Consider the following 12,510-nt stretch of genomic DNA (forward strand, 5'->3'; position numbering starts at 1 on the left):
GACACTCCATGGCATTCCGCGCGTTCTATGCGCTGCCTGCAGAGAACTTCGCAACAAGCACCGGCCAGCACACCAATGCAGTGCACGGGTTCGTGTCGATGCTGCTGACGATGATCCGCCAGCAAAAGCCCAGCCACGTTGCGGTGGCCTTCGACTTGGACACCCCGACGTTCCGCTCGCTGGAGTACACCGAGTACAAGGGCGGACGCAATAAGACCCCCGAAGAGTTCTACGGGCAGATCGACCTGATCAAAGAGGTCATGAAGGCGATGAACATCCCTTCGATCACCTTGGAAAGCTTCGAGGCCGACGACATCCTGGCCACGCTGGCCACCCAGGGCGAAGAAGCCGGGTTCAACGTGCTGGTGGTTTCCGGCGACCGCGACGCCTTCCAGCTGATCACCGACAAGACCCTGGTGCTGTACCCGAAAAAGGGCATCAGCGATATCCCGCCGATGGATGCCGCCGCGGTGGAAGCCAAGTACTTCGTGCGCCCTGAGCGCTACTCGGATTTGGCCGCGCTAGTGGGCGAAACCGCCGACAACCTGCCAGGCGTGCCGGGCGTGGGACCGAAGACCGCCGCGAAATGGATCAACCTCTACGGGGACCTCGCCGGGATCCTGGAGAACATCGAGAACATCAAGGGCAAGGTCGGCGACTCCCTGCGCGAGCATGTGGACAATGTGACCCGCAACCGCCGGTTGAACCAGCTCAAGCACGACCTGGAACTGCCGGTCACGCTCGATGAGATGGAACTCGAAGCCCCGAACCGCGAAGAGATCGAGAACCTGTTCGACGCGCTGGAATTCAACACCCTGCGCAAGCGGCTGTTCGACCTGTTCGCGGCCCAGGAAGAGGAAGCGGCGCCAGAGGTTGCCGAATTCTCCCGGGTGCTCGATGCCGATGCCGACGCGCTGCGCGGATTCATCGAGGCCGGGAAGGGCGCGGCCATCGCGATCCAGCCCGCCGTGGCTGGCGGCGAAGCCGTGGGCCTGGCCCTGTTCCGCGGCGCCGAAGCGCTCTGGCTGGAACTGGCGGACCTCGATCAGGCCACCGAGGCCGTGCTGGCGCAGTTCCTCGCCGATGAGAACGCCCCGAAGCGCTTCCACGACGCCAAGGCCGTCATGCACCTGCTCATCGAAAGAGGGCTGGAGATCGCCGGCATCAGGGACGACACCCTGATCAGCGCCTACCTGATTCAGCCCGATCGCCGCAGCCATGACCTGGTTGACGTGGTGCAATACCACCTGAAGTACACGGTGCCGGTACACCAGGCCAACAAGGGTGAACTGGATCTGGGACTGGCCTCCGAGCTGGCCGAACCGGCCCTGGCCCAGGCGCAGGCCATCCACGACCTCTCCGCCTACCTGGCCTCCAAGCTGGCGGAGAAGCACGCAGACAAGCTGGCCGCCGAGATGGAGCTGCCGCTGATTCCGGTGCTCTTCGAGATGGAACGCGCCGGCGTCGCGGTGGACGTGGACAGGCTCAACGAGCTGCGCGCCCACTTCACCGAACAGGTGGACCAGGCGACCAATGACGCGTTTACCGCGATCGGCCACGAGGTCAACCTCTCCAGCCCGAAGCAGCTGCAGGTGGTCCTGTTCGAGGAACTGGATTTGCCGCGCACCAAGAAAATCAAGACCGGTTTCACCACCGATGCCGAGTCGCTGCAGGATCTGCTGGTCAGGACCGGGCACCCGTTCCTGGTCGCGCTGATGGCCTACCGCGATGCGATCAAGCTGCGCCAGACCGTCGACGGCCTGCTCAAGGCCACCCACGACGATGGCCGGATCCACACCACCTATGCGCAGACCGTGGCCGCGACCGGGCGCCTGTCCAGCCTGAACCCGAACCTGCAGAACATTCCCGTGCGTTCGGAAGAAGGCCGGCGCATCCGCGACGTGTTCATGGTCGGCGGGGGCTACCAGAGCCTGCTGACCGTGGACTACTCGCAGATCGAAATGCGCATCATGGCCCACCTCTCCGAGGATGCAGGGCTGATCGAGGCCTACCAGAACGGCGAAGACCTGCACCGCTACGTCGGTTCGCGCGTGTTCAACGTCGAGCCGGAAGACGTCACCAGCGAGATGCGCTCCAAGGTGAAGGCGATGAGCTACGGCCTGGCTTACGGGCTGAGCAGCTTCGGGCTCTCAAAGCAGCTGAAGATCGGCGTGGACGAGGCCCGCAAGCTCATGAAGGACTACTTCGACCGCTTTGGCGCCGTGCGCACCTACCTGCGCTCGGTGGTCGACCAGGCCCGCAAGGACGGCTACACCGAAACCATCTTCGGCCGCCGGCGCTACCTGCCGGAGCTGAACAGCTCCGATCGCCGGCTGCGCGATATTGCCGAGCGTGCCGCGCTGAACGCCCCGATCCAGGGATCGGCCGCCGACCTGGTCAAGGTGGCCATGCTGCGCATCGCCGAAGGCCTGGAAGACGGCGGGTACAAGTCCCGGATGCTTTTGCAGGTGCATGACGAACTCATTCTGGAGATCGCCGAGGGCGAGCTGGAACCGGTGCAGGAGCTGGTGACCCGCGAAATGGGACAGGCAGCAGACCTGCTGGTGCCGCTGGATGTCCAGCCGGGCATCGGCCGGACCTGGCACGACGCCGCGCACTAGCGCGCTGCAACCAGCAGGGCAGGAGCACTGCGTCGTGCTCCTGCCCTTTGGCATGACCCAAAGGCTTGATGAAAGAGGCGGACGTGGAGCAGTATTCGCGGCGTTGGGCGCTGAAAACCGGCAGCCTGGGGCTCGGCGCGTTGGCCGCCGGGCTGATCTCCGGTTGCAGCGCAGTTGCCCCCGAACAGCGGTCCACGGCCCCGGCAGCCTCGGCAACCCCACCGCCTTCCGCCGCGGCTTCGTCCCAGCCAGCGTCCGTCTTTTCTGCGGCATACCCGAGCCGGAACCAGGTGATCGAAAAGTTCAAGGAGGTTCCGGCCGGGCAGTTCGGGCTGGATATCCCGGGCATCGAGCTGGGCTTGCCTAAGGGCAGCGAATTCGCGACGTTGACCTTCGATGCCTGCGGGGGACCAAACGGCTCCGGCGCGGACGAAACCCTGCTGGATGCCTTGCGCGAGTTGCAGGTGCCGGCAACCCTGTTCGTGAACCAGCGCTGGGCTCGGGCCAATGCGCGGCTGCTGGCCGAACTGGCCAGCGACGAGCTGTTCGAGATCGCCAACCACGGTACCAGCCATGCCCCGCTGGCCACCGGGGGCCAGAGCGCCTACGGCATCATGGGTACTGGATCGATCGCCCAGGCCTACGACGAAGTGATGGGCAACCAGCTGTACCTGGCCGAGCGGTTCGGCATCACCGCGCAGTTCTTCCGCTCCGGCACCGCCCACATGGACGAAGCCGGCGCGGCGCTGTGCCGCGAACTGGGCGTGCTGCCGATGAACTTCACAGTCAACCTGGACGCCGGGGCGAGCTTCGACGCGACGACCGTCGCCGTGCAGGTTAGCCAGCTGCGCGCCGGGGATGTCGGCATCGGGCACTTCAACCAGCCAGCTTCGGGCACGGCGAAGGGCCTGGCACTTGGGCTGGTCCAGGCGCTGGATTCAGGCTTGCGATTCGCCAAGCTCTCCGATGCCTGGTGAGGCCTTCCCCTTGCAACAGGCCAGCAGGGGCATAGACTGTGACCAGCCGACTTCCACGCCAAGGAGCACGATGAGACCAGAGCCCCAGCCGCAGCTGGAAACCCGGACCTTCCAGGCCGATGCGCGAAGCGGGGAACTCGACGAAGCGATCAAGCTGTTCCATCGGGCCACCGGGATCGGCTTCTACGAGCAGCTGCCGGACGAGCCCAACTGGAAGAACTACCTGGACCTGACCTACGCGCAGAAAATGCGCTTCTGCCTCGTGTTCGACCCGCACGCCGAACCGCACTCGCGCCATGCAACCGAACCGGTGCACACCTACGGGGCATTTCCCGGGCTGCTCAATGCCGGAGGCGGCGAACCGGTACCGGCGCACAAGATCACTTCGGTCACCGTGGCCCCGAGCTATCGGCGGCGCGGCGTGCTGGGCAGGCAGATTACTGCCGATCTGGCCTATGCCCAGCAGGAAGGATTCCCGCTGGCCGCGTTGACCGCATCGGAAGCGACGATCTATGGCCGGTACGGTTTCGAACCGGCCACCTTCCAATGCCGTTTCACGCTCAAATGCGCCGGCGGGTTGAAGCTGCGAGTCCAGCTGCCGGGCAAGGTGATGGATGCCGATCCTGCCCGCCTCGAAGCTGACTACTCCGCGCTGGCCGTCCGCGCGTTCGAGCGGACCTTCGGCTCCGTGGACAGCACCGAGTACGACAATGGCTACGCCCTGGGCCGCTGGGACAACTGGGAGACCTTGGACAAGCCGAAGAACCTGCGCTTTGCCGCCTACTACGACGATGCCGGCCAGCTCGGCGGGTTCGCCACCTACAAGTTCGGCGGCTGGGACGAACCAAAGGCGAAGCTCGTGGTGCACAAGCTGATCGCCACCAGCGATGCCGCCCGGATCAAGCTCTTCGAATATCTGGGCAACCATGATCTGGTGGAGGAAGTGCATGGCCAAGGTCCGGTGGCCGATCCGCTGCGCCAGGTGCTGGACAACGTGCGGGACTACCACGTGCGTTCCATCGACGATTCGCTATGGCTGCGCGTGCTGGATGTTGCCGCCGCTTTCCAGGTTCGCGGTTACCAGCATGATGCCCGGTTGCTGTTGCGCGTGAACGACCGGATGGATTTGATTTCCGGGACCTACCTCTTCGACGTGGCCGATGCCCGCGCCACGGTGACCCGAATCGACGAAGGGCAGTCCGATCCCGACCTGCCGCTGGTCGCGCTCTCTGAAAGGGAGGTGGCTGGCCTCTATCTCGGGACCGTGCAACTTGATCAATTGCTGGATTCCGGCCGTGCAGAACTGGTCGGCGGGGCAGGCGCAGGGAACTGGCGGCGAGCGTTCAGCGTGGCGCGCGAGGGATTCACGCCACACGGTTTTTAGCGGGATGGGGGGGCGAAAACCGGATATTATGACGAAGTTCACAAAATGCTGGCGTGGATGTTAGCGGGTTACGCTTTGACCCGCGGTGTGGTAGGCGCGTAGACTTGAACAGCGTGCCATGGCTTTGCCGTGTCCGCAATCAAGTTTTACCCCCTTCGAAATTCCGGGACTTCCGGGGTTTCGACTGATCAAATCTATCCACATCGGAGTCCCTACTACATGACCATCACCTCGAACGAGAACAACAGCGCACCAGTCGTCGCAATCAACGACATTGGATCTGCTGAGGACTTCTTGGCCGCAGTCGACGCCACCATCAAGTACTTCAACGATGGTGACCTCGTCGAAGGCACCGTCGTCAAGGTTGACCACGACGAAGTTCTGCTCGACATCGGTTACAAGACCGAAGGTGTCATCCCTTCCCGCGAGCTTTCCATCAAGCACGACGTCGACCCAGGTGAAGTTGTCACCGTTGGCGACAGCGTCGAAGCCTTGGTCCTGACCAAGGAAGACAAGGAAGGCCGCCTGATCCTGTCCAAGAAGCGTGCACAGTACGAGCGCGCTTGGGGCGACATCGAAAAGATCAAGGAAGAGGACGGCGTCGTTACCGGTACCGTCATCGAGGTTGTCAAGGGTGGCCTCATCCTGGACATCGGCCTGCGTGGCTTCCTGCCAGCATCGCTCGTCGAGATGCGCCGTGTGCGCGACCTGGCTCCATACATCGGCCAGGAAATCGAAGCCAAGATCATCGAGCTGGACAAGAACCGCAACAACGTTGTGCTCTCCCGCCGTGCATGGCTCGAGCAGACCCAGTCCGAGGTCCGCTCGACCTTCCTCAACAAGCTGGAAAAGGGCCAGGTTCGTCCGGGCGTTGTTTCCTCCATCGTCAACTTCGGTGCCTTCGTGGACCTGGGCGGCGTAGACGGCCTGGTACACGTTTCCGAGCTGTCCTGGAAGCACATCGACCACCCATCCGAGGTTGTCGAGGTTGGCCAGGAAGTCACCGTCGAGGTTCTGGAAGTCGATCTGGACCGCGAGCGCGTTTCCCTGTCGCTGAAGGCTACCCAGGAAGATCCATGGCAGACCTTCGCCCGCACCCACGCACTGGGTCAGGTTGTACCGGGCAAGGTTACCAAGCTGGTTCCATTCGGTGCGTTCGTACGCGTCGAAGACGGCATCGAAGGCCTGGTTCACATCTCCGAGCTGGCAGTTCGCCACGTTGAACTGGCCGAGCAGGTTGTCTCCGTGGGCGACGAGCTGTTCGTCAAGGTCATCGACATCGACCTGGAGCGCCGCCGCATCTCGCTGTCGCTCAAGCAGGCTAACGAAGGTGTTGACCCAGAGGGCACCGAGTTCGACCCAGCACTCTACGGCATGGCTGCAGAGTACGACGAGGCCGGCAACTACAAGTACCCAGAGGGCTTCGACCCAGAGTCGAACGAATGGCTCGAGGGCTTCGACGCTCAGCGCGCTGCATGGGAAGCACAGTACGCTGCTGCCCAGGAGCGTTGGGAAGCACACAAGAAGCAGGTTGCTGCCGCAATCGCCGCCGATGCAGAAGCAGAGCCTGCTGCTGCCGGTGGTTCCGAGCCAGCTCCAGCTTCGTACTCCTCGGAGGCACCAGCCACCGATGCAGGCACCCTGGCTTCGGACGAAGCACTGGCTGCACTGCGCGAGAAGCTGACCGGCAACTAATTCCGGCTTCTGCCACGTGCGGAAATCGTGATTAGCTTTAGCTGATCTACGAAGGTCCAACCCTGCAAGGGTTGGACCTTCGTTCGTTAACCCGTGGATATGTCCGGTTTATCGCTGCGGCCAGTCTTCTTCGTAATTATTTATGCTGACGGTGGCCGGCCAGAAATAGCTCCCGAGGAGCACTGAAATTAATACCTGCTGACGCTAGACTAAAAGTGTACCGATCAAGTAGATTCGCAAACGACAGGTATATGCACATGGCAACGGCAAGGAATTCGCAGGCAGGCTACGCGGCAGGTACCGTTGCCGGGCGTCAGATCCCGATGCGCCAGGTCAGCCACGAAGAATGGGCGTCCGTTCCACGCACCATTCCCAATTTCTGGGTGGCGGCAGCCACCTGGCTTCCACTGGTTGCTTTAGTGGTCCTCGTCCGTCAAGATCTTCTGCATTCGCCGTACCTCGACCAGGGTTTCTGGCATATCGCGTCCTTTTCGATGATCGCTACCGTCCTCGCCATGATCTTCGGCGGCGGCCGGCAAGCACCGTGGATGGGATTGGGTGTAGCAGCTGGAGTTTATTTGCTGCTGGCCCCTGCCGGGGATCTGCAACGGATGCTGATGCTGTCGATGGCCTATTTCCTTCTGCTCTCCCTGACCGTAGGCATCCTCGATGCCCGGCTCAGACGCCAGCTGAAATCCTGGAAACGTGAAGCAACAGGCGGCATCGAACTGGCCGCGGGTCAGGAACGCGATTTCGGAATCACCAAGCAAATGCCGCCCACGGTCTGGAAACTGGCGTTGGGCGCCCTGGCTTATCCAATTCTCCGGCTGGGCTGGGAACTGATCAGCACAGAAGTGCATTCGTTGCATGACTTGGATGAAAGATACCGGCTTGACGTGTTGGCTGCGGTAATCCTGTTGGGCATCAGCTTGCTGATCAGCGTATTGCGCTGGATGCACCTGCAAGCAATGGGCCTTTTCGCACTCGAAGTGCCAGCGGATCACCGGATCGGCCCAACCTCTTTACGGGCCTGCGGAAACGCGATCCTCATCGACACGGATGAAACCGCGAATTGCCTGTGCCGGAACGACGACATGAACGGATCCAAGACGGAATTCGAAGATCCGCGATTCATTTTCTGTTCCGAGGTTTGCCCCGAGCACGGGGTGCATGCGGTCAATCAGCTCTCCCACGAGGAGTTCCTGGGCATTGCGGCCCAGCCCTGGGTCTACGGGGAGAACCTGAATGGGAAACTGCTTGAAGGAACCGGCCAGCGTTTGGTCATCGCGGGATTAAGCGGTTGGGGCTCGCGCCCGATTGCCGTGCGGGCATCCTGGCTCTATGGGGGAGGGAAACAGGCGAGCGCCTACTACTCTCCGGAATCCGCACGCGAACCGCTGAACCGCAGCAAACGACGCCTGGCGGTTAAGACGCCGAATGGCGACTCAGTTCTTGGCGATGACTTCGACAATAACAAGCGGGCCGAGATCGACCGGATCGACCTGCATCCCATAGGTATCAACGCCCATGCAGTGCGCGTGCACGGTGGGCGCCCATTCTTGATCTAACCGGGTATGGATGCCGTAGGACCGCGAGCTAGGCGGCCGCTGCCATGTGGTAGTTGTTGCGTACCGGTTGCTGGGCAGGATCGATGAAGCTGGGCAGGATGACCTTGGGCACCCCGCCATCGGGAATGACCTTGATCAGTCCGGCATGCACGTCATGATGATGCGTGTCGCAGAGCATCGCGCTCCAATAGACCGCGGTGACACCGCCCTCGGACCAGAACCAGATGTGGTGGATGTTGCAGCGCTCGGGATCCATAGTGCACCCGGGCACAATGCAGCCGCGATCGCGCACGGCGATACCCAGCCGCATGTATCCCGGATGCTTGCGTTGGCTGCGGCCGATATCCAGCAGCTCGCCCTTGCCGCCGAGCACCATCGGGATGATGCGTGCCCTGGCGAGGGTCTGGCGCAGGTCGGTAGCGTTGAGCTTGAATCCATGCTGGGTGATGCCGTGGGTTCGTGCCCGGCCTTCCAGCTCATCCAAGGTCAGCAATACCACGATTTTCGGCGTGATGGCGGGGACCTTGACGGAGCCGTCAGCAAGATCTTCGGTGCCCTGTCCGGATTCTCCGTTCTGCACTGCGTGGAGCAACTCCTGCAAGCGTTTCGAATTGATCTCCAGTAAATTCATCAGGCCGTTGAGACGGCGTGCCGCGGGAGAAAGTGGCTCAGGGCCAGGTTCTTCGCTGGCCGCGGCTTCTTCATCGGTGACGAAGTCCGGATGGGTTCCACTGCCTGGCTGGTAGAAAGTGCCGTCTCCAGTGTCTTGCCCTGGATCGTCTTGCAGCGGATCGGTGAAAGCTTGGCGCGCGGCCTGGCCCGGTGCAGAGCGTGGATTGTCGATTTGCGAGATGCCCGACTCGAAGAGCTCCGCACGGGTGGGGCGCAGGGCGAGATCGTAATGGACCAGCCCGTCGCGTTCACCTCGCCGGAACACCCCTTCCAGCGCTTCGGGCCGCTTCTTGCCGAGTCGTTCTTTCTGGGCCTTGAGGAAGTTGCCGACCAAGCGGCGGCGGGTGCCCGGATCAGGCTCATCCAAGTGCTCATCGACGACGGATTCAAGCAGCTCGCCGTCTTCGCTGAGCGCCGAGGCAGTGGCCGGTGCGGCGAATTCGTCCAGAGTGGGTTCCAGCGCGGCCAGGCGCCGGGCCGCGCTGAGCACTTCGGCTGGCGGCTGGTGCGGGTCATTGAAGCGCTCGGCCAGCAGCGGGAACTGTGCAGGGTGCCTCTGGTGCTGGTAGTCGTATTGCGCGTAGACGTGGTGGGCGGCATGGACGCGGCGTTTGGCCTCGAAAGGCTCGGTACGCAGCCAGGAAGCCAACAGCGTCGCGGGCCCGGGGGAGCCGGGCCGTGCTCCGGTGCGCGTGGCGGGAATGCTGAAATCGCTCCGGTTCTCGCGGGCCGCGGCCAGCTCTTCCGGGATGAGGGTGTGGGCGGCGGTGTCCTCGATGAGGTGGGCCGCGTAGATCTGCAGGCGCTGTCCCTGGTGGGTTGCTGCCTCGGCGGCGGTGGCCAAGGCCAGGGCATAGCGCGGGTCGTGCAGGTAGTGCGGCACGGAGCCGGCGGACGGAACATCGGAGGGCTGGGTGGACGAAGTGTCCGGGAGCAGGGTCTGCTGCAGGCGAGGGAGGAACGCGGCCAAGGCCAGTGCGTCGTCGACGTTGAGGGCCGGCGTGTCCTCGATTGCTTGTGCCAGCCCGGCGAGGGCTTGGCTGATTGTTCCGCTCATGGACCCAGCATGCGGCTGGTCGCGCGCGGCGTGCCGGGGCGGGACGCGGGCTGTGGAAAAGCTAGCGCGCGCGGGTGGATGCGGTGACGGTGAAGGTCTTGTCGCGGGCCAGCTGCCTGGTGGGGCCGACCCGGCGAACCAGTTCGCTGCGGTAGCGCAGGTGCGAGTTGAACACGCACAGCAAGGTGCCGCCGGGGGCGAGCACGCGGGCGGCGTCGTCGATCAGCTTGAACGCGATGTCGGCAGTGACGGTGTTGCCGATGTGGAAGGGCGGGTTCAGCGTGATGAGTGTGGCGCTGGCGTCGGGCAGGCGGCTCAGGGCATCATCCTGCACGGCGGTGATGCGGCCGGCCAGCTGGTTGCGCTGCGCGGCGGCCAGCGTGGAGGCGACGGCGGAAGCCGAATGGTCCGAGGCGTCCACGCGCAGCTGCGGATTGCGCAGGGCAGCGAAGATGCCGATCGAGCCGTTGCCGCAGGCCAAATCGACGAGCGTGCTGTGTTCGGACAGATCCGGCAGGTTTTCCAACAGCAGCCGGGTACCCGGGTCCAGCCGCGCGTTGCCGAAGGTCCCGGCACCGGCATGCAGGGTGAAGCTGGTGCCGCGCACCTGGTGGGTGGCGGTGGCCGGAAAGCTGCTGGAGGGCTGCTCGGCGCGCGGGCTGCTGGCGGTGAGCACCCGGGACTTCTGCCGGGCGTGCGAGACGTCCACGCGCTCGAAATGCGCCGCGAGCACCTCGTTCATGGAACGGCTCATGTGCTTGATCCGGCCGCCGGCGAACAGCCGTGCACCGGGGGCGGCCACGGCGGCCACCGCGGCGGCCTGCTCGCCAAGCACGTCCAATCCGCGGGGCAGGGCCAGCAGGACGACGCTGGCCTGTGCAGCGACCTGCTGGAGCGGGAAGAAGTCGAGGCGCTCGGCCGCTTCGGGCATCAGCCGGGCCAGGTTGGCCTCGATGGCGCGGCGGGCGGTGAGCGAATCGGTGTGCACGCGCACGCTCGTGCTGCCAAGCGCCAGCGAGCCCAGTGCCAGCGCGCCGTAGTGGTCGCCGATCACCGCGATGGATGCCGGCCAGGAGCCGGTTCCGGACGCGGCGGCGCAGGAGTCAAGGATGAGCCGGTCCGAGGCATCGGCGGCGAAGAGGTTCGGCGCTTCGACATCGGGCCAGCGGCGCAGCGCCGGAAGCAGGGCCTGCAGCGCGCTGGCGCCCTCGTCGGCGTCGTGGGAATCAGCGGCAGTGTTCAAATCAGGTCAACCCATTGCGTGTTGGCGGCGGCCAGTTCTCCGGCGCCGGAAGTGAGCGTGGCGATATGGGTGCGCAGCTGGTCGGCGGCTTCCGGGGTGTCCGGGACGCCGATCTGCACGATCGCGGCATCGGCCTGCCAGGCGGTCGGCTCGATTTGGTAGCCGGCGGCGCGCAGGTCGTTCTCGTAGCGGGCCGCGTCGACGTGGGAGGCGGCGAAGGTGTGGATCCGCATGCGCTGGCGCAGGTGCAGCTGCGCCTGGTCCAGTGCGGAGGACACCGCCTCGGAGTAGGCGCGGACCAGCCCGCCGGCGCCGAGCTTGATCCCGCCGAAGTAGCGGACCACCACGGCCAGCACGTCCGAGAGCACGCTGCCGTCGGCGATTTCGCGCTTGGCCAGGGCATCGAGCATCGGAATGCCGGCGGTGCCCGAGGGCTCGCCGTCGTCGTTGGAGCGCTGCGCCATCCGATCGGGGCCCAGGATGAACGCGCTGCAGTGGTGGCGGGCATCGAAGTGGCTCTTGCGCAGTGCGGCAATATGCTCGCGGGCGGCCGCCTCGGTCTCGACCCGGTAGAGGTAGGTGATGAAGCGCGAACGCTTGATTTCCAGCTCGTGCACGCAATCGCTGGTCAAAGTCGTGTACCGGGTCGCGGCCGAGTCGTTGGTGTTCATCCCCCTTAGTTTATAGGGTGGAAGCATGAAGCATGTGGGACTGACCGGGGGAGTGGCCTCCGGAAAATCGGCGGTCGCGGCCAAACTGGCATCATTGGGCGCCGTCGTCATCGATGCCGACGCATTAGCCCGCCAGGTCGTGGAACCCGGCACGCCCGGGCTGGCTGCGATCAAGGACACCTTCGGCGAGGGGATTCTGCTGCCCGACGGATCGTTGGACCGGCCCGCCTTAGGCGCGATCGTATTCTCCGATGCGGCGCAGCGGGCCAAGCTCAATGAGATCGTGCACCCGCTGGTGCGCGACCAGGCAGAGGCCCTGCGCGAGGCCGCGGCACCCGGTGCGCTGGTGGTGGAGGACATCCCGCTGCTGGTCGAGTCCGGGCAGGCGGACCGCTTCGATGCCGTGATCGTCGTCCAGGCCCCGCATGATGAACGCATCCGCCGCATGGTCCAGGACCGCGGCTGGAGCCGCGACGACGCCGAAGCCCGGATGGCCGCTCAGGCCACGGACGAGCAGCGGGCGGCAGTGGCCGACTACCTGCTGGATAATTCCGGCAGCCTGGAAGAACTCGAGGCCCAGGTCGCCTCCCTCTACCGCCAATTGGCCCCAGCACAGGAGTAG

9 protein-coding genes are annotated in these 12,510 nt (G+C 64.3%); 6 read left to right on the forward strand and 3 right to left on the reverse strand.

Annotated features, from left to right (window positions below):
• Positions 1-8: 8 nt before the first annotated feature.
• The 5 genes from polA to BKX98_RS02900 all read left to right on the forward strand — a co-directional run bounded on the left by polA (position 9) and on the right by BKX98_RS02900 (position 8,245).
• Positions 9-2,621 carry a DNA polymerase I gene (gene polA, locus BKX98_RS02880; protein WP_233125288.1) on the forward strand — a complete coding sequence of 871 codons (2,613 nt, stop codon included), beginning with the start codon at positions 9-11 and terminating at the stop codon, positions 2,619-2,621.
• Between the two features lie 68 nt (positions 2,622-2,689).
• Positions 2,690-3,598 carry a polysaccharide deacetylase family protein gene (locus tag BKX98_RS02885; protein ID WP_223308734.1) on the forward strand — a complete coding sequence of 303 codons (909 nt, stop codon included), beginning with the start codon at positions 2,690-2,692 and terminating at the stop codon, positions 3,596-3,598.
• A 70-nt stretch (positions 3,599-3,668) separates the two neighbouring features.
• Positions 3,669-4,982 carry a GNAT family N-acetyltransferase gene (locus tag BKX98_RS02890; protein WP_052253822.1) on the forward strand — a complete coding sequence of 438 codons (1,314 nt, stop codon included), beginning with the start codon at positions 3,669-3,671 and terminating at the stop codon, positions 4,980-4,982.
• 219 nt (positions 4,983-5,201) lie between these two features.
• Positions 5,202-6,677, forward strand: coding sequence for a 30S ribosomal protein S1 (gene rpsA, locus BKX98_RS02895; RefSeq protein ID WP_038990737.1), 1,476 nt, complete (start codon positions 5,202-5,204; stop codon positions 6,675-6,677).
• A 323-nt stretch (positions 6,678-7,000) separates the two neighbouring features.
• Positions 7,001-8,245, forward strand: coding sequence for a hypothetical protein (locus tag BKX98_RS02900; RefSeq protein ID WP_143181003.1), 1,245 nt, complete (start codon positions 7,001-7,003; stop codon positions 8,243-8,245).
• A 28-nt stretch (positions 8,246-8,273) separates the two neighbouring features.
• Here BKX98_RS02900 and BKX98_RS02905 read toward each other — a convergent pair whose 3' ends face one another.
• The 3 genes from BKX98_RS02905 to BKX98_RS02915 all read right to left on the reverse strand — a co-directional run bounded on the left by BKX98_RS02905 (position 8,274) and on the right by BKX98_RS02915 (position 11,888).
• The gene (locus BKX98_RS02905) at positions 8,274-9,974 is read right to left on the reverse strand and encodes an HNH endonuclease signature motif containing protein (protein WP_073706080.1); all 1,701 of its coding nucleotides are present in this window, start codon (positions 9,972-9,974) and stop codon (positions 8,274-8,276) included.
• A gap of 61 nt (positions 9,975-10,035) precedes the next feature.
• Positions 10,036-11,217 (reverse strand): class I SAM-dependent methyltransferase, encoded by a 1,182-nt coding sequence (locus tag BKX98_RS02910; protein ID WP_233125265.1) that lies wholly within the window; start codon positions 11,215-11,217, stop codon positions 10,036-10,038.
• Complete coding sequence (locus BKX98_RS02915; protein ID WP_073706081.1) at positions 11,214-11,888, reverse strand: YigZ family protein; 675 nt, start codon at positions 11,886-11,888, stop codon at positions 11,214-11,216. Before BKX98_RS02915 ends, BKX98_RS02910 begins: the two co-directional genes overlap by 4 nt.
• Before the next feature lie 25 nt (positions 11,889-11,913).
• Between BKX98_RS02915 and coaE the strand changes: the two genes are divergently transcribed.
• Entirely contained in the window at positions 11,914-12,510 is a 597-nt protein-coding gene (gene coaE / locus BKX98_RS02920; RefSeq protein ID WP_073706082.1) for a dephospho-CoA kinase, read from the forward strand.

Origin of the sequence: Glutamicibacter sp. 0426 (assembly GCF_001906485.1) — a bacterium.
In the GTDB taxonomy this organism is placed as follows: domain Bacteria; phylum Actinomycetota; class Actinomycetes; order Actinomycetales; family Micrococcaceae; genus Glutamicibacter; species Glutamicibacter nicotianae.